The following is a 21,013-nucleotide window of genomic DNA, read 5'->3' as shown; positions in this document are numbered from 1 at the left end:
GAAACTGGTGAATTTACTCAGCGCATAACGAATGGATCCGGGATCGGATCATCGCTGGTGCGCAGCCAGACGGTTTTGATTTTGGTGTAGTCCAGCACCGCTTGCAGACCGCCTTCACGCCCATGCCCCGACAGACCGTGCCCGCCAAAAGGTGCGATTGGACTGACGGCGCGATACGTGTTGACCCAGACAATGCCGGACCGAATGCGGCGGATCATGCGATGGGCGCGGGTCAGGCTTTGGGTGAACACACCGGACGCCAGCCCAAATTCCGTATCATTGGCCAGACGCACAGCTTCCGCTTCGTCTTCAAAGGTGACAACAGACAAGACCGGGCCAAAGAATTCGTTGCTCAGACTTGGGGCGTCAGGGGCGTCGGAGCAATCCAGAATGGTCGGAGGGAAAAAGAAACCATCACGGTCGATCGCTGCGCCCCCGGTGACCAGTGTTGCGCCCGTTTCAACCGAACGCGCAATCAGATCTTGTGCATTTTCACGCTGACGCAACGTGCAAAGCGGGCCAACCTCGGTCGCCATGTCATCCGGCGCGCCAATCACCACTGCTTCGGCTTTTTCCTTAAGACGCGCGAGGAACTTATCCTTGATCGAGGCCTGAACCAGCAGACGGGAACCAGCAACACAGCTTTGGCCAGTGGCGGCGAAAATACCAGACACCTGGGCGTTTACGGCGCTTTCGATGTCAGCATCGTCAAAGACAATGAAGGGGGACTTCCCGCCCAGTTCCAGTGAAGTAGATGCCAGGTTTTCCGCAGAATTCCGCACAATATGGCGCGCAGTTTCCGGCCCGCCGGTGAATGCGACATGGTCGACGCTTGCGTGGCTGGTCAGGGCGGCACCTGCTTCTGGCCCGCCGGTAATCACGTTCAGAACACCTTTCGGGAAACCCGCCTGATCAAAGATCTTTGCGAATTCCAGCATCGGTGCAGGCGCTTCTTCCGAGGCTTTCAGAACCACAGTACAGCCCGCAGCCAGGGCTGGACCGATTTTAACGGCAGAGAGGAACAGTTGCGAATTCCAGGGTACAATCGCTGCGATCACGCCAACGGGTTCACGGCGCAGCCAGACTTCCATATCGGGTTTGTCAATTGGCAGATGTGCCCCTTCGATCTTATCTGCAAGCCCGGCGAAGTAACGGAAATATTCCGCCACATAGGCAATCTGTGCACTGGTTTCGCGGATGATCTTGCCCGTATCACGGGTTTCGATTTCCGCCAGGCGTGGGGCGTTTTCAGCCACCAGATCCGCAAGGCGTGACAAAAGTTTCCCCCGCGCCGTTGCTGTCATATCTGCCCAGTCAGGTGCGAAAAACGCGTCTTCCGCAGCATCGACGGCGGCGTTCACATCGGCAACACCGGCTTCTGCCATTTTTGCCCAGGGCTGGCCCGTGGCCGGATCAAGGCTTTCAAACTGCGTGCTGCCGTCTGAAAATTCACCGCCGATATATTGCTGAAAAATCTGCATTTTCCGCTCCCTCATCTGCCTTATTGAAAGGCTGGCATTACGTCGTTGATAAAGCGTTCCAAGGACGCTTTCTTGCGCTCAAAGCTCATGGAACTGTCGATCCAGAAGGCATATTCATCATAGCCCAAAGATTCGTATTTTTTCAGGCGATCAATCACCGTTTCAGGCGTTCCAATCACCAGATCCCGTTCCATCGCCTCGGGCGTATAGAACGGATGCGCTGCGATTTCTTCATCAGACAGCGGATCAATCAGGCCCTGTGAGATCTCACGTTTGTTCATGAACCACGCACCGAAATAACAATAGAAACGGTTCAGTTCCACTGCGCCAACCTTGGCATCGTCATCGCTGTCGGCCACATAAGTGTGTTGCAGCAGCATGATTTTCGGACGCGGCTGATCTGAAAACTTTTCACAAGCGTCGTTGAACTTGCTCATCAGGCTTTCGATCTCGCCATCGCCATTCCACAGCGGCGTCACCTGGACGTTGCAGCCGTTTGAAACCGCGAACTCATGGCTGTTCGGATCACGCGCGGCGATCCAGATCGGCGGGCCATCTTTCTGTACCGGCTGCGGTGCAGAGGTGGTTTTCGGGAACTGATGGAATTCGCCATCATGTTCATAGTCACCCTTCCAAAGCCCCTGCACAACAGGCACCAATTCACGCATACGCTGACCCGCTTCCCAGGCGTCCATACCCGGCATAAGGCGTTCATATTCAAAAGAATAAGCCCCGCGCGCAATGCCCAGCTCCAGGCGACCTTCGGTGATGATATCGGTCATCGCGGCTTCGCCCGCCAGACGGATCGGATGCCAGAACGGCGCGATCACAGTGCCGGTGCCAAGACGCACATTTTTCGTGTGACGCGCAATGTCGATCAGGTTCAGCATCGGGTTGGGCGCGATGGTAAAGTTCATACCGTGGTGTTCACCGGTCCAGACCGCATGCATCCCGCCTTCATCGGCGATTTTGCACAGCTCGATGAATTCATCATACAGCTGTTTCTGATCCTGATCGGGCGAAATACGCTCCATATGTGCGAAAAGCGAGAATTTCATGTCTTTAGCTCCCTGATGTCAGCGGGCGCACTTCGCCACTGACCTGGTTTCCATAGTATACCCCAAAATTGCCCATCTGGCTTTCCTGTGCGAACCGTTCCAGCATCGTGCACACTACGGGGTCTGCGATATCCATCAGGGTTGTCTCAGTCAGCTCAGTGAACATGCCCTGGCTGGCGGCATCACCGCTGGCCTGACACAGAAATGAGATATGTTGCGTTTCGCGCGCTTCATCTTCGTAAACGGAATAGATAAATCCGGGCTCCGCCGTGACGCCGGAGGCGGCGATCAGACGTTTCAGGGTCTCGGTCGCCCCTTCTTTCCCGACTTTCATCTCAGGCAGGGCCAGCTTGCCAGCGTCATTGCCCGCCAGCAAAATCTTACCTTCATATTCGATCAGCGCGGAAACCATCAGGTTTGCACTGTTGCTGAGGGCTTCGACCTCTGCCGCAGGGGTGACATATGCACCTCGCGCATAGCCAAGGCCGGGATGTGTGTTGTTCTCAAACGCTTTGACTTCGCCGATCAGGATCAGGTGATCCCCGGCTTCCACGCGGTTGAACATGGAACAGTCAAACCAGGCGGATACACCTTCAAACACTGGCGATCCCTGTGGGCCGTTTTTCCACTCAACGGCGGCAAAGCGATCATCCACGGGACGCGCAAATGTGTTGGACACTTCTTTCTGGTCTTCCGCCAGAATGTTCACTGCAAAACCATCCGCATCGTTAAACGCGTCGTAATTGCGGGACGAATTGGCAAGACAAACCAACACCAGAGGCGGCTCAAGCGACACAGAGGTGAAGGAATTTGCCGTAAATCCCAAAGGGTTGCCGTCTTTGTCGTGGGTGGTCACAACAGTCACACCTGTCATGAAGGCACCAAAGGCATTGCGCAGGGCGCGTGGATCGATATCAGTCATTTTGTCCTCCGCTTACAGGGGTGTTCAGCCAGTCTTTCAATATGTCGTTCACCTGATCCGGGGCGGTCAGGTTGACCATATGGCGGTGATCTTTGATGATGACCGCGCGCCCCTTTGGGGCAACTTTCGCCATGGCGTCGGACATCTCAGGGCTGGAATTCAGATCCCCATCCCCGGTCATCGCCAAAAGCGGACATGTGATGTCCTCAAAACGATCCGCATAAGTCGCATCGCCGCGTGCAAATGCGCCGTATGCCGTGGCATACCCATCCGGGTTCACGCCGGACAGCCAGCCAGACACCAGCGCACAGGCGGCTTTGTCCGTATCACTGTCACCAAACCAGCGGGTCAGCGGTGTTTCGAGATCAAAACTGCCCTGGCTGATTTCATCCGCACGGGCCACAACAGCTGCACGGGCGGCATCAGAACGGCGATACACACCGTTCAAAAGCGCGACACGTGCCACCATATCCGGGTGCGAAATCGCGTAACCACCCGACACAAGTGCGCCCATGGAATGCCCTGCAAGGTTCACGGGCCCGACGTTCAGCGCTGTCAGAACCGCATGCAGCCAGGCGACAAATTCAGGCAATTGCGCACCGGTTGGCAGGGCATCACTGCCGCCATGGCCGGGCATATCAATTGCAAACACGCGGTGGGTTTTCGACAGGAATTCCACCTGCGGCGCCCAGGCCGCGGATTGCATGCCGACCCCGTGGATTAAGACCACAGGGTCGCCTTCGCCCGACGTGTGGACAGCGGCTTTGCCGTATGGCTCAGACAGCTGCAGGGTTGTCAACGTCATGACCCAGTTCCTTCAGATCCTGATAACGGTCACCAATACGGTGATGCGGACGGCCACCGATAGATGCGCCGAGGGCGATCACGATCTCATCCGGTGCAGGGGCATCCGCGATCTGTGTCTGGATGGTCAGGTAGTGGCTGCGTTTGCCGCCATCGTTCTTATCCATCAGCGGGATTTGGAGGGATGCATTCGCAGGACCACGGGTGTTGGTGAATGACAGGTAAGATTTCGCGCCAACGGCATTGCGATAGAAATTCCCGAACTGCAGCGTGTGGATCAGGGCAGAGCCGTGCTCAACCTCGCCATTCACACCGACAATCGCGGATTTGCCGTAACCTTCAACTTTGTCACCGCCACCGGTCACGTCCAGGATCATATCCGTCAGCAGCGATCCAAGGCCCGGTGCGCAATCCAGAATGCCCGGTTTCAGGTCTTCGACAAAGCCCTTCCCCGCCCATGGGTTCGTGATCACAGCAATCGCAGCAATCATCTTCAAAGGGGTTTCAGCAACCTTACCACCTTCAATCAGGGTGTTTTCAACATGGAGCAGGGTTTTGCGGATTTCAGCGGGCATAGCGGCACCTTACAGTTTCGATTCGTTGAGTGTCTTATGGTATACCATATGACCATATGTCAATCCCGCCTTGCTCCTGGCGCATAGCACTGCTATTCCCGCAGCATGGACAAAACAGTACTTTCAAAGATCAAACACCCGCCTGCGACCCTGCGTGACATGGTTCAGGAACGTATGCGCGAAGCCATAATAGAAGGGCATTTCAAGCCCGGAGACCGTCTGGTGGAACGTCCCTTATGCGAACAGCTGGGCGTCAGCCGCACGGTCATTCGCGAAACCATCCGTTACCTTGAGGCCGAAGGTCTGGTGGAAATCCTGCCTGGCCGCGGCCCGATTGTTGCATTGATGAATTGGGAAGACGCGCGCCAGATTTACGAGATCCGCCGTATGCTGGAAACCGCTGCCGCCCGCACCTGTGCGGCCCAAATCACGCCAGAACGCGCACAATCCCTGCAGGCCGCTCTGACCCACCTGAAACAAGGGTTTTCCGATAAAACCCCGGGTGCTTTGTTCCGCGCCACCGCTGATTTCTACTCCGAGATCTTTGAAGGCGCCGGTCATCACGTGGCATGGGATATCGTGCAACGTCTGAATGGCCGCATCAGCCGCCTTCGCATGCTGACCCTTGCCACATCTGATCGCGCGAAACCTGGCCCTTCGCATATGCAGGCGATCTGTGATGCCATTACCTCTGGCGATGCCGACGCCGCCCAGGCCGCCGTACACGCCCACCTGAAAGACACCGCCACCATCGCTGAACGTGTGCTGGCCGAAGAAGAAAGCAGCTGAGATGCCCAAAGCCTATTGGATCGCCAATGTCACCGTCACCGACCCGGACGCCTATAAAGGCTATCAGGCGATTGCGCCCGCAGCCTTCGAACAATTCGGCGCGCGCTTTCTGGCTCGTGGTGATGCGGAAACTCTGGAAGGGAATGCGTGGGAACGCCGCGTGATCATTGAATTCCCCGATATGGACGCCGCCCGCGCCTGCTACGCCTCTGAAACATATCGCAAAGCCCGCGCGGAACGCGCAAAGGCCTGCACAGCAGATATCGCGCTGATCGAAGCGCTGGACTGAAAGGACATCCCATGACCGACACATTCGAAAAAGGCCTCGCCAAACGCAAAGCAACACTGGGCGCAGAATACGTGGAAAAGAACCTCGCCGCCGCAGATGAATTCAACCGCCCTTTTCAGGAAGCCATGACAGAATGGTGCTGGGGCTTTGGCTGGGGTGACGAAGCAATTGACGTCAAAACACGGTCGCTCATGAACCTGTCGATGATCGGCGCGTTGGGCAAAATGCACGAATGGGAATTGCACCTGAACGGCGCGATCACCAATGGCTGCACCATGGAAGAAATCCGCGCGGCCATCCACGTGATCGCGATTTACTGCGGCGTGCCCCAGGGCGTCGAATGTTTCCGCATCGCCCGCAAAGTTCTGGAAGAACGGGATCTGCTTGCACCGAGTTAATGACAGCTTCCGGGGGAAATGGCCCCCGGTTTTAGCAAACGTGTTTGCATCTGATGCAGTCTTGTGACCAAACCCCGGCCTTTCCTGGGGTCAGCAACCAGGAAAGGTGGGTTTCCGGAATTAACCGGCCCGGTGACAAAGATCATCAGGCGGAAGCGAACCACAGGAATACCAGGAGTGGTGGCGGTTTCATCACCGCTGGTCTGCGGGTGAGGAAAGGCAGATCAGTGGGAGGTGGTTGATCTGTGTGTGAAATTTTTGTTGAATTTGCCTTTTCAGGCAGGGTATCGCGAGTCAGCGCAAATTTCTCCAGGCAAACAGACCTGGAAAAGACTGGCAATGAGGCCTGCTTGCGTGACAGTCGCGAGGGCATGCATGGCGGGCATAATCACAGTTGATGGTCATTTCGGAGAGCTGCTGCAGGGGGTGGTGGATGGCCGCGTTGTGCTGACTTCTCTGCCTTGTCCCGCCCTGAAGGTAGCGCTGGAATATAAGCGCGCAGCTGCACTGAGCCTGTCATTTGTTGCTGAGCCTGTCCTGTCAGAAGCTGATTTTACAGAGTTGGCCGATCGTTCGGATTTTGATCCGGTGGGGCGGCATGCGTTCCGTCTTGATATGCCTGCAGGTGGCGGGGCAGGGGCATCTACGGCGACGCGGGTTGCTGTGTTGAAGCAACATTGCCCAGATCTGTCAGCCGGCGAGGTCGCCAGGATTTGCCTGGATTGCGAAGGTGCTGTTGATCCTCTGATGTTTGACGGGGCGGAGAAGATGCTCTGGGCATCCCGGGACGCAGAGATCGTTGAGGCACGCGCGTCTTTGCCGGAAGGCCGTGTGATCGGTGGATTTTACGGGGCTCCGATACGGACCGACGCACAGGATGCGGAATTTGCAGATATATCGGATTTGCTGCCTTTGTGGCGGACGGCCGACACATTGCAGGACATCGCGCATATCAGCACAGAGTCAGCGCAGCGCAATTTTGCACTGCGTGGCACAGGAGAAGATCCGATCTTTGACCTTGCTCAGACGCATGGCGCGATGGGGGCGATTATTGCACATACGGGATCTGCACGGGGGCTGATCTTTGACCCTGCGGCAGAGGTGGATGCGGAGGCGCTTAGGGATCATCTCAGCGCGCAGGGTTTCCAGCGCCTTGTGGATTTCCGTTTTGGCGGGTCACCGCGCACAGGCGAATAACCCGTCCAGATCCAGGTGTTCTTCCATATGTGCAGCAAGCGCATCGAGCGTTTCCTCAACCCTTGTGCCATAGTTCATTTCCGAGGCCACACCAAAGCCAGATAACCAGGTCTTGCGGAATTCGTCCGCTGCGAACAACCCGTGCAGATAGGTGCCGCAGATACGCCCGTTTTCTGAGGCCGCGCCTTCAGACGTATTGCCGATATTTGCAAAGGCACGGTCACGGTCGGGGCCATCGGTTTCCCCGATATGAATTTCATACCCGGTCATTTCACTGCCTGATGCCTGGTGTCGGGCGGTAACCTGTGTCAGGGTTTTCTCAGGTGACATCACGGTTTTTACATTCAGAAGCCCAAGTCCGGGGCTGCTGCCTGCCGGGCCTTCGATGCCGTGAGGATCGTCAATTTCAGTGCCCAACATCTGATAGCCGCCACAAATGCCCAGCACATGACCACCCCGGCGCACATGGGCCTGAATATCAACATCCCAACCCTGCGCGCGCAGAAAGGTCAGATCCTGGCGGGTGGATTTTGTGCCGGGGATGATCACAAGATCTGTATCCACAGGCAGGGCCGTGCCCGCCTTCAGGATGGTCAGGCGTACGCCGTCTTCCATGCCAATCGGATCAAGGTCGTCGAAATTCGCAATACGGGACAGTCCCAGGCAGACAACATGAAAGCCGTCAGTATCACCATTGCCCCGCAGATCAAGCGCATCCTCAGCAGGCAGAAAGCCAGCTTTGTCAAACCAGGGCAGAACCCCGAAACCAGCCCAGCCGGTTTTGTCGCAGATCATCTGATAGCCATCGTCAAACAGCCGGGGATCGCCGCGGAATTTATTGATCATGAAGCCGGCAACCTGGGCTTCGTCTCCTGCATCCAACACAGCCTGAGTGCCGACCATCTGGGCAATGACGCCACCACGGTCGATGTCGCCAGCCAGGATCACGGGGACATCTGCGGCACAGGCAAAGCCCATATTCGCGATGTCATTGGCACGCAGATTGACCTCAGCCGGGGAACCTGCACCTTCAATGATCACAAGGTCGCATTCTGATTTCAGGCGGTCAAAACTGTTCAGAACCGCCTGCATCAGATCCGGCTTTAACCGGGCGTAATCGCGGGCACGACAGGTGGTCAGATGTTGGCCATTCACAATGACCGCAGCGCCCTGATCGCTTTCTGGTTTCAGCAGGATCGGGTTCATATCCACATGCGCCGGCACGCCACAAGCCAGAGCTTGCAAGGCTTGAGCGCGGCCGATTTCACCATTGCCACCAGCCACCACAGCAGCGTTATTTGACATATTCTGTGGCTTAAACGGGCGGACATTCAGCCCGCGCCTTACGGCAGCCCGGCACAGCCCGGCCACCAGCATGGATTTCCCCACGTTGGAACCGGTGCCCTGGATCATCAGTGCCTTTGTCATATCCTGCCCGCCTGTGAGATCTTAGAATTCAACGCCCTTCTGGGCCTTGATACCGGCGCGGAACGGGTGTTTGATCTGTCCCATTTCTGTTGCCAGATCAGAGATTTCCAGCAGAGGTTCCTTCGCATTGCGCCCGGTCAGAACGACATGGGTCATTTCCGGTTTGTGATCGCGCAGGAAGGCTACGACGTCTTCCACATCGATATAATCATAGCGCATGGCGATGTTGATCTCATCCAGCAGAACCATGGAAATTTCAGGGTCCAGGATCAGCTCTTTCGCTTTTTCCCAGGCGCGTTTTGCGGCCGCGATATCGCGTTCTTTGTCCTGGGTTTCCCAGGTGAAGCCTTCGCCCATGGTGTGAAACTGGCACAGCTTTGAGAAATTTTCCTCAATCAGCATGCGTTCACCGGTCTGGGTGTTGCCTTTGATGAATTGCACAACCGCACAGGGCATGCCGTGGGCGATATGGCGGAAGATCATCCCAAAACCAGCAGAGGATTTGCCCTTGCCCGGCCCCGTGTTGACGATAATCAGGCCTTTTTCGCCGTCTTTCGTTGCCATGATCTTGTCACGTGCAGCTTTCTTCTTTGCCATCTTCTTTGCATGGCGTTCAGCTTCTTCCGGAGTTACGTCTGTCATGGTCGGATATGCCTCCCGGGTGTCGGTTTCGCAGCTTGCTGCACTGGTTTTTTTCCCGTAAACGGGGATTCTGGTGTCTGTAGTAATACAGACGAAGAGGGAATACGACAGGCGCAAGCGACATTTGATTGTGCCCAAGCGAAGCCGCCCCCGCGACCGTGATCGGATCAGGGTAATCTCCACTGGCAATTGCCGGGAAGGATCTTACCCGCCGGGCCTGGCCCGAAGCCGTAAGCCGGGAGACCTGCCAGACATGATATGCAAAGCGAACGGGGAGTGTCGCTGTCTGCAAGGATGGATATCCTTTCAGCGTTCCCCCCTTAGCAAAACCAGAGCCGGGAGGGGTCTGACGAATGACGACGAAGGCAACACTTTACGTGTGCACAACCTGCCGTGCCGGGCAGGAAGCACTTGAAGACGAAAAACGTCCGGGCGAAATCCTGTATGAACGCCTGACGGCTGCTGAGGCACCTGAAGGAGTCGAGATTAAAGGCGTGAAATGCCTTTCCGCCTGTTCCAGCGGTTCAGCCGTTGCGCTCGCCCAGCCCGGAAAATGGACTTATGTTTATGGCCGTCTGAATGCCGATGAACATGCCGCAGACATCCTTGAAGGTGCCGCTGCTTATGCCGCCACAGAAGATGGCATCATCCCCTGGCGTGAACGATCCACGACCTTCAAGAAACACACGCTTTCCCGTATTCCCGCTTTTGGAGCAGACGATGAATGATCTGAAGAAAATCCCCGTCACCGTAATCACCGGCTTTCTTGGTTCCGGCAAAACCACACTGGTCCATCACCTGATCCGCAATGCTGGCAACACACGCCTGGCAGTGGTGGTGAATGAATTTGGCACGCTTGGCATTGATGGTGAAATCCTCAAAGGCTGCGCCGATGATAACTGTCCGGCGGAAAATATTGTTGAACTGGCCAATGGCTGTATCTGCTGCACCGTTGCGGATGACTTCATTCCAACCATCGAAGGTCTGATGGCGCTGGAAACACCCCCGGATCACATTCTGATCGAAACCTCTGGTCTGGCCCTGCCAAAGCCACTTTTGCTGGCGTTCAACTGGCCTGCAATCAAATCCAAAATCACCGTGGATGGTGTGATTGCCGTGGCAGATGCCGAAGCTGTTGCCGACGGCCGCTTTGCCCCGGATGTGGCAGCCGTCGATGCACAGCGTGAAGCTGATGAGGGCCTCGATCACGAAACGCCACTGTCTGAAGTCTTTGAAGATCAGATCGCCTGTGCTGACCTGGTTCTGCTGTCAAAGGCCGATCTGGCCACAGCCGAGCAGATGGAAAAAGCGAAAGAGATCATTGCGGCAGAAACCCCGCGCAAGATCCCGATGCTGCCTGTGACAGATGGAAAGATCGATCCGAAAGTGATCCTGGGTCTTGAAGCCGGTGCCGAAGATGATCTGGAAGCACGTCCGTCCCATCACGATGGTCACCATGATCACGAACATGATGATTTTGAATCTATCATCATCGATATCCCGGAAATTGAATCCCCGGAAGCCATCACAGCCCAGATCGAAACCCTGGCACGTGAACAGAATATCCTGCGGGTCAAAGGCTATGCTGCAGTCAAAGGCAAGCCAATGCGTCTGCTGGTGCAGGCCGTATCCGCCCGTGTTCGCACGCAATTTGACCAGCCCTGGGGTGTGAATCCACGCGAAGGGCAGATGGTTGTGATTGCTGAGCATGATGACATCAATGAGGCCGCGATCCGCGCGGTATTTGGCGCGTAAAACCCGCCGGAGGGTCTGCATATGCACGTCGTATTTCGCGACAGCCAGGGTTTAGAAGATGACACACCGCAGGATCTGAAACAGGATCCTGCGGAACTTGTTGTGCTGTCTTTTTCTGACAGTGACCTTGGTGCATTCAAAGCGGGCTGGCAGCAGGCAAAAGCACAGGGCGCGGAACTGCCTTCGCTGCGACTTGCCAACCTTGTTGCGCTGAAGCATCCGCTGTCGGTTGATACCTATGTGGAACAGACCCTGAGCGGTGCAAAAGCGGTGCTCGTGCGTCTGATCGGCGGGCAGCAATACTGGGCTTACGGCATGGCGCAGCTGCAGGATCTGGCGCGCCGTCAGGGGATTGCCCTGGCCGTGCTTCCCGCGGATGGGCGTGAAGATACACAGCTTGATGCGCTGTCCACCCTGCCTGTCGCAACCCTGCGCCGGCTTGGGCGTCTTTGCGATGAAGGTGGTGCAGTTGCCGCACGCGCAGCACTTGCACAACTGGCCCTTTCTGCGGGGTTGTATGCCGCTCCGGTTCCGGGACGTAAAACCATGCCGCGTTTCGGGGTCTATGATCCTGATCAGGGTGTGATAGAGGCCCCTGAAGCGTCTGAAAAACCACTGGTCTGGGTCAGCTTTTATCGCAGCTACCTGACCTCAGCAGACACGGCCCCCGTGGATGATCTGATCCGATTCTTCCAGGATAAAGGCTTTGCGGCTTACGGGGTGTTCGCACCATCTCTGAAACATCCGGCAGCGACTGAAAACCTGCCTACACTCCTGCAAAGTCACCCGCCTGCGCTGATCGTCAATGCAACGGCCTTCTCGGCCCGTCAACAGGATGGCAGTGCCTCGGTTCTGGATGCACCAGGCGTGCCTGTGTTCCAGGTGTCTCTTTCTACGGCCCGCCGTCGCGACTGGCTTGAGGCCGAACGCGGGTTGTCCCCGGCTGACCTTGCCATGCATGTGGTTCTGCCCGAAGTGGATGGGCGGCTGCTTGCGGGCGTGATCAGCTTTAAAGCACCTGAAGGGCGTGATCCCGATTTGCAATACAGTCGCTTTGTACATACGACGGATGCCGATCTGCTAGAAGCAGCCGTTGCAAAAATCCTCGGGCATTATCGTCTGAAAACCGCTGCGAATACGGATAAGAACCTGGCGATTATCCTGTCGACTTATCCAGGAAAGTCCTGGCAGATGGCCCATGCGGTTGGGCTGGATGCGCTGGCCTCGACAAAGGGCATTTTGCAGGCCTTAGCGGATGAAGGATACGGTGTTGAGACCGATTTCGCGTCTGATGATCTGCTGGAAGGCGCTTTGTCTTTCACGCTCAGCGATTATCAGACCGCCTTGCAATCGCTGCCCCTGATCCTTCAGGAGAAACTGCAGGAAGCCTGGGGGGATCCCGCAGATGATCCTGCTGTGCGTGAGGGCGCATTCCATTTCCAGGCGTTGCAGCTTGGCCAGGCAACCGTAGCCCTGCAACCAGAACGGGGTGAACGCGCGGCGCGGGAAGATGATTACCACGATTTGTCCCGTGTGCCGCGCCATGGCTATGTGGCGTTTTACCTTTGGCTTCAGACCCGTCAGACCGATGCAATCGTGCATATGGGCGCCCACGGCACACTGGAATGGCTGCCTGGAAAATCCGTGGCCCTGTCTGGCGAATGCTGGCCGGATGCACTGGCCGGGAATACCCCGGTTTTCTATCCCTTCATCGTCAATGACCCCGGCGAAGCTGCCCAGGCCAAACGCCGTATTGGCGGCGTGACTCTTGGCCATATGCCCCCGCCCATGGCGCAATCGGAAACGCCGCAAAGCCTGATCCGCCTGGAACAGCTTCTGGATGAATATTCCACCGCCGAAGGGCTGGACCCCGCCCGGCGGACTCGTCTGATTGGTACCATCGTGGATGAAGCGCATACCTCTGGCGTGGCGTCTGATCTTGGCCTTGCTGCCGATGCTTCTGCCGCCGAGGCAATGACACGGATTGACCGTTTTGTCTGTGATATCAAAGAAAGCCAATATGGCGATGGGCTGCATATTTACGGGGCCGGGGATCATGGCGCTGATGAAATAGCCGGCCTGATCAAAGGGCTTGCTGGCCAGCGTATTGATGCGGGCCCCTCTGGTTCGCCTTATCGTGGCCGCCAGGACATTCGTCCGACCGGGCGTAACCTGTTTACCACTGATCCGCGTTCTGTGCCCACCCGTGCGGGCCATGCGCAGGGCGTGAAAATGGCGGAAGAGTTGGTACGTCGTCACTTGCAGGAAGAGGGCGATTATCCCCGTGGACTGGTCGTGGATCTCTGGGGGTCCGCTACCATGCGTACCGCCGGGGAAGAGTTTGCCATGGCGCTGCATCTTGCCGGGATCTCGCCGGAATGGGATGACGGATCTGAACGTGTATCGGGTTTCGTCGTTGAACCACTTGCCATGCTGGGCCGTCCGCGCATTGATGTGACACTGCGGGTTTCTGGCCTGTTTCGCGATATTTTCCCGGGGCTTGCCGGAATGTTCGAACAAGCGGTGAAAGCCCTTGCTGCGCGTGATGAAGCAGCAGATTTCAACCCCTACCTGGCGCTTGAGGGGGAAACTGCGCCCCGGGTTTTTGGTCCGAAGCCCGGATCCTATGGCCTGGAGTTGGAGCAGTATCTGGATGATTACACGGATGAAGCGCGTCAGATGGCGGGTGAGGCCTGGCTGAAAGCGTCGGAATGGGCGATCGGTCAGGATGGATCGGTGACCCAGAACCGCGCTGCGCTTGAAGCGCAGCTGAACAATGTGGATGCTTTCGTGCATGTGCAGGATCTGGCGGAAACCGATGTTCTTCTGGCCCCTGATTACGTCGGCCATGAAGCCGGTGTTTATGCAGCGCTGAAATCCTTGGGAAAAGACGCCCCGGCGCTTTATCATCTGGACAGCACGCGGGTGGACGATCCACGCGCCCGCACCCTCACCGAAGAAATCGCCCGCGTTGTCCGTGCCCGCGCTGCCAATCCCGCCTGGGCGGATGGCATGATGCGGCATGGTTTCCGGGGCGGGGCGGAAATTGCCGCAACACTGGATCAGATGGCGGCGTTTCAGCATTTGTCAGACACGGTGCCGGGCCATCTGTTTGACCAGTATTTTGAGGCGACTCTGGGTCGGGAAGAGGTTCTGAACTTCCTTGAGGCAGAAAATCCCGAAGCCCTGCAGGCGATGAAGGACCGTTTCAATGCGCTGCTTGAGGTGGGCCTGTGGAAATCGCGCCGCAATTCCATTTATGCAGATCTGGAGGCCCTGTCATGAGTGCCCCTGATCCCATCATTCAGGGCTGGTGCCCCGGGGCTTTGCGCCCGATGATGTCCGGTGACGGGCTGGTGGTGCGTGTGCGGGCGGTCTGCGGGCAGCTTGATGACGCGCAGATGGCCGCGATTGCCGATCTGTCGGATCGCTTTGGCAATGGTATTCTGGATGTGACACAACGCGCGAACCTGCAGATCCGGGGAGTGACCGCAGAAGATCACCCCGCCCTGATTGATGGGCTGCGCGGCCTTGGCGTGATTGACGCGGATGTATCGGTTGAAACCAAACGCAACATCGCGATCACACCTTTTGGCGGCGATGCTCCCCGTGATCTGGCGCGTGATCTGACTGCGGCGCTGTCGGATTTTCCGGATCTGCCCGGCAAGTTTGGCTTTGCGATTGATACCGGTCCGGAGGCGGTTCTAGGCGATGTGTCAGCCGATATTCGTGTTGAACTGAACGAAGCTGGCCAGATGATCCTGCGGGCGGATCACTGTTTCACAGGAGCTATTACCTCCTGTGAAACAGTGATCAAAGATATGATCGTGCTCGCGGAATGGTTTGCAGCGCATGGCGTGGAAAATGGCCGGGGCCGGATGCATAAGCTGCTGGCGCGTCAGCCGGACATTTTACCGAAGCCATTCAGAGGCAATGAAATGCCGCGCCCACAGCAGGTGATACCCGCTGCTGGCACAATTGAGGGCGGCACTTTGATCGCTTGTGCTTACGGTCAGATTACATCCGGTGATCTGCGTGTGCTATCCGCGCTGGTACCTGGTGTGATTATGACGCCCTGGCGTGCTTTCTTTGCGCCCGGCCAAGCGGTGACATTGCCAGCCGCAAGTGACGGGCTGATTACCGACCCGAATGATGCCCGTCTGCGCATTGCGGCCTGTCCGGGTGCTCCGAAATGTCCGCAGGCGCTGGGTAAAACCCGTCTGCTGGCGGATCAGATTGCGCCTGCATTGCCGGGGAATAAATCCCTGCATATCACGGGTTGTGCCAAAGGGTGCGCGGCTTCGGGGCGTTATGACGTTACACTGACAGCCACCACTGCAGGTTTTGATCTGCACCATGACATCAACACCAGCCCGCTTGCGCAGCTGACATCTGCACAGATTGCGGCTGACCCGAAGTTTATCTTTCAAGGACCCTCAAAATGACCGAGTTCCATACATATGAAACCAATGGCCAGGCAATCTATGACGAAAGCTTTGCCACCATCCGCCGAGAAGCCAATCTTGGCCGTTTTACCAAAGATGAAGAAGTGGTCGCGGTCCGCATGATCCACGCCGCTGGCATGGTTGGTCTTGAGGAACATGTTGTTTTCTCAGACGGGATGGCGAAAGCTGCCCGTGCGGCACTTGCGGCTGGCGCGCCGATCCTTTGTGACGCATATATGGTGTCAGAGGGCATCACCCGCCCGCGTCTGGCCGCGAATAATGAAGTGATCTGCACCCTGCGTGATGAACGTGTGCCAGGCATGGCGAAAGAGATGGGGAATACCCGTTCGGCTGCCGCGCTGGAACTATGGCGTGATAAGCTGGAAGGTTCCGTGGTGGCGATCGGCAATGCGCCGACAGCGTTGTTTCACCTGCTGAACATGCTGAAAGACCCATCTTGCCCACGCCCCGCGGCGATCATTGGCTGCCCGGTTGGCTTTGTCGGGGCGATGGAAAGCAAAGACGCGTTGATGGAAGATCTGCCGGTGCCATCCATGATCGTGAAGGGCCGCCTGGGTGGCTCTGCTATCACGGTTGCTGCTGTGAATGCGCTTGCAAGCTGGAAAGAATAATCATGGGTAAACTGATTTGTGCGGGCCTTGGCCCAGGTGATCCCGACCTGATGAGTGTGAAAGCCCATCGTGCTGTCACCTCGTCAAAGCACATCGCTTTCTTCCGCAAGAAAAACCGTCACGGTATGGCGCGCCGGATTGTCGACGGGCTGCTGCGTGAAGACGCGGTGGAATATGCGATGGAATATCCTGTGACGACGGAAATCCCCTTGTCTGATCCTGGTTACAACGCCAGCCTTGCCCCGTTTTATGATGACTGGGCCGCGCGTCTTCTGAAGCTGTCTCAGGATGAACCGGGTGAGGATATTGTCGTTCTCTGCGAGGGCGATCCGTTCTTCTATGGGTCCTTCATGCACCTCTACACGCGCTTGCGGGATAAGATGGAAATTGATGTGATTCCGGCCATCACCGGCATGTCCGGCTGCTGGACCCAGACGGGTGAGCCGATCACCTGGGGCGATGATGTGATGACGGTTCTGATGGGGACGCTGTCAGAAGATGATCTTGCTCAGCGTATCTCAGATTCTGATGCGATCGTCGTGATGAAGACCGGTCAGAACATTCCGAAAATCCGCAAGGCCCTGCAACGTGCGGGTAAATATGAAGACGCCTGGATTGTGAAACGCGGCACCATGCCGGATCAGGAAATGTCGAAACTCAGCGAATTGGATTGTGACGAAAACCCATATTTCGCAATCATCCTCGTACACGGGCAGGGGCGCAGACCATGACTGGCACATTGACCATCGTCGGGCTTGGTCCGGGGAATGAGGCTTTCATCACCCCCGAAGCCCAGGGTGCAATTGACCGGGCCACGGATATCGTCGGCTACATCCCCTATGTGAAACGCATCGCTCCGCGTGATGGGCTGACCCTGCATGCCTCAGACAACCGGGTGGAAATTGATCGTTCCATTCATGCGCTTGAAATGGCGACGGAAGGCAAGCAGGTGGTCGTGGTGTCTTCCGGCGATCCGGGTGTCTTTGCCATGGCATCAGCCGTATTTGAAGCGCTGGAAGACGGCATTCGGGATCACCCGGAATGGGCCGCGCTGGATATTCAGGTGGTGCCTGGGATTACGGCTATGCTGGCAGCTTCTGCGGCTTGCGGTGCACCGCTTGGTCATGATTTTTGCGCGATCAACCTCTCTGACAATCTGAAACCGTTTGCCCTTGTAGAACACCGCCTGCGTCATGCAGCGCGGGGCGATTTTGCCATGGGGTTCTATAACCCCCGTTCAAAATCCCGCCCGACACAATTTGGGCAGGTGTTGGATATTCTGCGCGAAGAACTGACACCGGATCACATGATTATCTTTGCCCGTGCGGTGTCCACGGATGAACAGGCGATCAACATCCAGCGACTGGGGGATGCGACGCCGGACATGGCGGATATGCGTACGGTGGTTCTGGTTGGAAACTCAGGCACGCATGTGATTGAAGGCACGGTTATTGTGAATACTCCGCGGTCTCAGATGGATTGGGTGCCGTCCTGATGCAGCCAATCCATAACCTCTTGCTGCGATTGCAGAATGCGACGTCCGGGCAGGGCGGGACGGTCCATAATGATGACCGGCACGCCCAGTTCCCGTGCCGCGTCCAGTTTTGCACGCGCGCCAATGCCACCGGCATTTTTGGTGACGATCACGTCGATGGCGTGGTGTTGCAAAAGTGCGCGATCCCTGGCCAGGTCAAAGGGACCGGCAGCGATTTCAAGCGCGTGGTCGGGCAGGGGAATGGCGGCTTCGGGTTGATCCACAAGGCGCAGCAGATAGTGATGCTGGGACGCGCTGGCAAAGAGGTCAATATTCTGTTTGCCAATCGCCAGAAAGACGCGGCGGGGCGCATCGCCAAGCGCACCCAGAACACCGGAATAATCCACGACATGTTGCCATGTATCGCCCGTGTCCGCCTGCCAGGGCGCGCGTTCAAAACTGACCAGCGGCGTGCTGGTTCGCGCGGCAGCTGCCAGAGCATTGCGCGACATCTGCGCGGCGAATGGGTGGGTGGTATCAATGATATGTGTGATGTTTTCCGCGCGAATGTAATCGACCAGACCATCAACACCGCCAAAGCCGCCAACACGGGTTGGCAGGGGTTGGCGGCGCGGGCTATTGGTGCGCCCGGCATAGGAAAATATGGCATTTGCGCCGCAATCGGCCAGATGACGCGCAAGGTGCGAGGCCTCGGTTGTGCCGCCCAGAAGAAGGATTTTCTGCATGTCTGACACTGGAAAAACCACTCCCTGGCTGACGATTATCGGTTGCGGCGAAGATGGCCCCGCCGGGCTGACAGATGCAAGCCGAAAAGCGATTGCTGAGGCAAAACATATTGTCGGTGCCCCCCGGCACCTGGAGGTTCTTGGCCTGACGGGTGAAACCTTCCCCGTGCCGTTTTCACTGATGCCTGTGCTGGAAAAACGCGGCGAGGCGACGGTCATGCTGACCTCTGGTGATCCTTTCTGGTTTGGTGCAGGTGGCTCTATCGCAGCGCAATTGTCGCCTGAGGAATATACATGTCATTCCGCCCCTTCGGTCTTTTCCATGATTGCAGCACGCATGGGCTGGCGGCTTGAGGAAACTCTGTGCATGGGGCTGCATGCGCGTTCACTGTCACGCCTGCTGCCGGTGTCTTCCGATGGTGTACAGATCATTGTGACTTTGCGCGATGGTGCTGCGATCCCGGCGCTTGGGGAATATCTGACAGTGAATGGATTTGCTGACAGCCATGTCACCTGTTTTCAGGCGCTGGGTGGTGAAGTAGAACGTCGCGAAGACGCCCTGGCCCGCGACCTGGACACGGTTGATATGACCCATCCGGTCGCTGTTGCTATTGCCTGTAAAGGGCGCGGGATCAGCCGGGCTTCAGGCCTTGCGGATGAGTTGTTTGCAACGGACGGTCAGATCACCAAACGCCCTGTGCGCGCGCTGACGCTTTCTGCCCTGGCCCCATGTCCGAATGAAGTGTTCTGGGATATTGGTGCCGGGTCTGGATCCATTTCCGTTGAAATGCTGCTGGCCGCCCCTGGCAGCCGGGCATATTCGCTTGAAACCCGAGCCGACCGGATCGCCAATATTCGCAAGAACGCGGATCATTTTGGCATCGGTCACCGGATTGAGGTTGTGAACGCTCATGCGCCGGAAGGGCTGGATGGCCTGCCCACACCGGATGTGATATTCATCGGTGGTGGGCTGAATGCGGATCTGTTTGATGCGCTTTGGGCGAAACTGCCCGAAGGGGGGCGTCTGGTGGCAAATACGGTGACGCTGGAAAGCGAAGCGCTGATCACGCAGCTTGCTGGCAAACTGGGGGGTGATTTGATGCGCTTTGATTTCGCACAGGCGGCGCCTCTGGGCCGGATGCGGGGCTGGCAGGCTGCGCGCCCTGTTGTGCAGTGGAGGGTCGTGAAATGAGCGATCAGACCGTGATCCTTGGCATGGGGTTTAAGTCCGATGCCCCTTTGTTCGCGCTTGAAAATGCCGCACGGGCCGCGTGTGACACGACGGGGCTGGTGCCGGATGTGATCGCGACATTAACTTCAAAGGTCGGGCATCCGCCGTTCATTGCGCTGGCGGAAAAGCTGAACGCCCGGATCATTGCCCTTGCCCCCGATGACATCCGGGGTGTTCCAACGCCAACGGCGTCACAGCGCATCCAGGCGCTGTTTGGCACGGGATCTGTTGCGGAAGCTGTCGCAATTGCTGCAATTCCCGGCGCAACTCTTCAGGAAAGCCGCAAGGTTTCAACCGATAACACCACGACGGCCACAGCAACCGCTGCCCTGGCCCTGGCCCCACGAAAGACAGACAAATGACCGTTCACTTTATTGGCGCAGGCCCCGGTGCCGCTGACCTTCTGACTCTGAGGGGGCGTGATCTCCTGGCGTCCTGCCAGACCTGCCTTTATGCGGGTTCCCTGATCCCGGAAGAAATCCTCAGCCATTGTCCGGAAGGTGTGGAGCTGATCAACACGGCACCGATTGATCTGGATAAGATCATGGATCACATCAAAGAAGCCCATGCCAAAGGCCATGATATTGCCCGCCTGCATTCTGGTGATCTGTCTGTCTGGTCCGCGATGGGCGAACAGCTGCGTCGTCTGAAAGCCGAAGGCATCCCGTTTTCTGTGACGCCAGGCGTGCCGTCTTTCACCGCCGCCGCCGCCGCGCTGGGGGCTGAGTTGACTTTGCCGGAGCTGGTGCAATCCGTGGTTCTGACGCGCACATCAGGCCGCGCAACATCCATGCCGGAAACAGAAACACTTGAAAACTTCGGTCGCACGGGGGCCACGCTTTGTATCCACCTGTCGATCCATGTGCTGGATCAGGTCGTGCGTGAACTGACACCGCATTACGGCGCAGATTGTCCGGTCGCAGTGGTCTGGCGTGCAAGCTGGCCGGATCAGAAGATCATTCAGGGCACCCTGGGCACGATTGAAGCCATGATGCCTGAAGAAATCACGCGCACCGCCCTGATTATGGTCGGGCGTTCTCTTGGCGCAGATGACTTCACTGAAAGCCGGCTTTATGCTGATGACTATGATCGTCGCTTCCGTCCCCGTGGGGCGGAGCCGCGTTTCCCTGAGACAAAGGACTGAACC

The 21,013-nt window shown here is 57.2% G+C and carries 22 protein-coding genes and 1 riboswitch; of the genes, 14 read left to right on the top strand and 8 right to left on the bottom strand.

Annotated elements, in window-relative coordinates:
• Window positions 1–17: 17 nt before the first annotated feature.
• Genes H1D41_RS03940 through H1D41_RS03920 form a run of 5 tightly spaced genes read right to left on the bottom strand, consistent with a single transcriptional unit; the run spans window position 18 to window position 4,840 of the window.
• Window positions 18–1,481: an aldehyde dehydrogenase gene (locus tag H1D41_RS03940; protein ID WP_228847684.1), complete on the bottom strand. Its 1,464-nt coding sequence runs from the start codon at window positions 1,479–1,481 to the stop codon at window positions 18–20.
• A 20-nt stretch (window positions 1,482–1,501) separates the two neighbouring features.
• A complete protein-coding gene (locus H1D41_RS03935) occupies window positions 1,502–2,539 on the bottom strand; it encodes an LLM class flavin-dependent oxidoreductase (protein WP_228847683.1) in 1,038 nt (345 codons plus the stop codon).
• A 4-nt stretch (window positions 2,540–2,543) separates the two neighbouring features.
• Window positions 2,544–3,461: a flavin reductase family protein gene (locus H1D41_RS03930; protein WP_228847682.1), complete on the bottom strand. Its 918-nt coding sequence runs from the start codon at window positions 3,459–3,461 to the stop codon at window positions 2,544–2,546.
• A complete protein-coding gene (locus H1D41_RS03925; RefSeq protein WP_228847681.1) occupies window positions 3,454–4,266 on the bottom strand; it encodes an alpha/beta fold hydrolase in 813 nt (270 codons plus the stop codon). The genes H1D41_RS03930 and H1D41_RS03925 overlap by 8 nt, the downstream gene beginning before the upstream one ends.
• A complete protein-coding gene (locus H1D41_RS03920) occupies window positions 4,238–4,840 on the bottom strand; it encodes an amino acid synthesis family protein (RefSeq protein WP_107495404.1) in 603 nt (200 codons plus the stop codon). Before H1D41_RS03920 ends, H1D41_RS03925 begins: the two co-directional genes overlap by 29 nt.
• 105 nt (window positions 4,841–4,945) lie before the next feature.
• On the opposite strand from H1D41_RS03920, the gene H1D41_RS03915 reads away from it, so the two are divergent.
• From H1D41_RS03915 to H1D41_RS03900, 4 genes are all read left to right on the top strand, one after another.
• Window positions 4,946–5,629 (top strand): GntR family transcriptional regulator, encoded by a 684-nt coding sequence (locus H1D41_RS03915; RefSeq protein WP_228847680.1) that lies wholly within the window; start codon window positions 4,946–4,948, stop codon window positions 5,627–5,629.
• 1 nt (window position 5,630) lies between these two features.
• A complete protein-coding gene (locus H1D41_RS03910; protein WP_228847679.1) occupies window positions 5,631–5,918 on the top strand; it encodes a DUF1330 domain-containing protein in 288 nt (95 codons plus the stop codon).
• A gap of 11 nt (window positions 5,919–5,929) precedes the next feature.
• A complete protein-coding gene (locus H1D41_RS03905) occupies window positions 5,930–6,316 on the top strand; it encodes a carboxymuconolactone decarboxylase family protein (RefSeq protein WP_228847678.1) in 387 nt (128 codons plus the stop codon).
• A 375-nt stretch (window positions 6,317–6,691) separates the two neighbouring features.
• The gene (locus tag H1D41_RS03900) at window positions 6,692–7,513 is read left to right on the top strand and encodes a propanediol utilization protein (RefSeq protein ID WP_228847677.1); all 822 of its coding nucleotides are present in this window, start codon (window positions 6,692–6,694) and stop codon (window positions 7,511–7,513) included.
• Here H1D41_RS03900 and H1D41_RS03895 read toward each other — a convergent pair.
• Entirely contained in the window at window positions 7,493–8,941 is a 1,449-nt protein-coding gene (locus H1D41_RS03895) for a cobyric acid synthase (protein ID WP_228847676.1), read from the bottom strand. The genes H1D41_RS03900 and H1D41_RS03895 overlap by 21 nt on opposite strands.
• A 21-nt stretch (window positions 8,942–8,962) precedes the next feature.
• Complete coding sequence (gene cobO / locus H1D41_RS03890; protein ID WP_107495487.1) at window positions 8,963–9,583, bottom strand: cob(I)yrinic acid a,c-diamide adenosyltransferase; 621 nt, start codon at window positions 9,581–9,583, stop codon at window positions 8,963–8,965.
• Between the two features lie 54 nt (window positions 9,584–9,637).
• Window positions 9,638–9,849, top strand: a riboswitch (cobalamin riboswitch).
• Between the two features lie 87 nt (window positions 9,850–9,936).
• Between cobO and H1D41_RS03885 the strand changes: the two genes are divergently transcribed.
• From H1D41_RS03885 to cobJ, 7 genes are read left to right on the top strand one after another with little or no spacing between them, the layout of a single operon-like run.
• On the top strand, window positions 9,937–10,311 hold the full coding sequence (locus H1D41_RS03885; protein WP_228847675.1) for a DUF1636 family protein: 375 nt from the start codon (window positions 9,937–9,939) through the stop codon (window positions 10,309–10,311).
• Window positions 10,304–11,338: a cobalamin biosynthesis protein CobW gene (cobW, locus tag H1D41_RS03880; RefSeq protein ID WP_228847674.1), complete on the top strand. Its 1,035-nt coding sequence runs from the start codon at window positions 10,304–10,306 to the stop codon at window positions 11,336–11,338. Before H1D41_RS03885 ends, cobW begins: the two co-directional genes overlap by 8 nt.
• Window positions 11,339–11,359: 21 nt before the next feature.
• Complete coding sequence (gene cobN, locus H1D41_RS03875; RefSeq protein WP_228847673.1) at window positions 11,360–14,623, top strand: cobaltochelatase subunit CobN; 3,264 nt, start codon at window positions 11,360–11,362, stop codon at window positions 14,621–14,623.
• Window positions 14,620–15,783 (top strand): precorrin-3B synthase, encoded by a 1,164-nt coding sequence (cobG, locus tag H1D41_RS03870; RefSeq protein WP_228847672.1) that lies wholly within the window; start codon window positions 14,620–14,622, stop codon window positions 15,781–15,783. The genes cobN and cobG overlap by 4 nt, the downstream gene beginning before the upstream one ends.
• Window positions 15,780–16,415 (top strand): precorrin-8X methylmutase, encoded by a 636-nt coding sequence (locus H1D41_RS03865; RefSeq protein WP_228847671.1) that lies wholly within the window; start codon window positions 15,780–15,782, stop codon window positions 16,413–16,415. Before cobG ends, H1D41_RS03865 begins: the two co-directional genes overlap by 4 nt.
• A gap of 2 nt (window positions 16,416–16,417) precedes the next feature.
• Complete coding sequence (gene cobI, locus H1D41_RS03860) at window positions 16,418–17,146, top strand: precorrin-2 C(20)-methyltransferase (RefSeq protein WP_228847670.1); 729 nt, start codon at window positions 16,418–16,420, stop codon at window positions 17,144–17,146.
• Window positions 17,143–17,910 carry a precorrin-3B C(17)-methyltransferase gene (gene cobJ, locus H1D41_RS03855; protein WP_228847669.1) on the top strand — a complete coding sequence of 256 codons (768 nt, stop codon included), beginning with the start codon at window positions 17,143–17,145 and terminating at the stop codon, window positions 17,908–17,910. The genes cobI and cobJ overlap by 4 nt, the downstream gene beginning before the upstream one ends.
• Here the strand turns inward: cobJ and H1D41_RS03850 are convergent.
• On the bottom strand, window positions 17,886–18,635 hold the full coding sequence (locus H1D41_RS03850) for a cobalt-precorrin-6A reductase (protein ID WP_228847668.1): 750 nt from the start codon (window positions 18,633–18,635) through the stop codon (window positions 17,886–17,888). The two genes, cobJ and H1D41_RS03850, sit on opposite strands and share 25 nt — an antisense overlap.
• On the opposite strand from H1D41_RS03850, the gene cbiT reads away from it, so the two are divergent.
• From cbiT to cobM, 3 genes are read left to right on the top strand one after another with little or no spacing between them, the layout of a single operon-like run.
• Window positions 18,634–19,827 (top strand): precorrin-6Y C5,15-methyltransferase (decarboxylating) subunit CbiT, encoded by a 1,194-nt coding sequence (gene cbiT / locus H1D41_RS03845; RefSeq protein WP_228847667.1) that lies wholly within the window; start codon window positions 18,634–18,636, stop codon window positions 19,825–19,827. The genes H1D41_RS03850 and cbiT overlap by 2 nt on opposite strands.
• Window positions 19,824–20,228, top strand: a complete 405-nt coding sequence (locus tag H1D41_RS03840; protein ID WP_228847666.1) for a cobalamin biosynthesis protein — start codon at window positions 19,824–19,826, stop codon at window positions 20,226–20,228. Before cbiT ends, H1D41_RS03840 begins: the two co-directional genes overlap by 4 nt.
• The gene (gene cobM, locus H1D41_RS03835) at window positions 20,225–21,010 is read left to right on the top strand and encodes a precorrin-4 C(11)-methyltransferase (RefSeq protein ID WP_228847665.1); all 786 of its coding nucleotides are present in this window, start codon (window positions 20,225–20,227) and stop codon (window positions 21,008–21,010) included. Before H1D41_RS03840 ends, cobM begins: the two co-directional genes overlap by 4 nt.
• The last annotated feature ends 3 nt before the right edge of the window (window positions 21,011–21,013 follow it).

The sequence above is a fragment of the Halocynthiibacter styelae genome (genome assembly GCF_016123485.1).
Classification (GTDB): Bacteria; Pseudomonadota; Alphaproteobacteria; order Rhodobacterales; family Rhodobacteraceae; genus Halocynthiibacter; species Halocynthiibacter styelae.
This window is presented reverse-complemented; position numbering and strand designations above follow the sequence as displayed.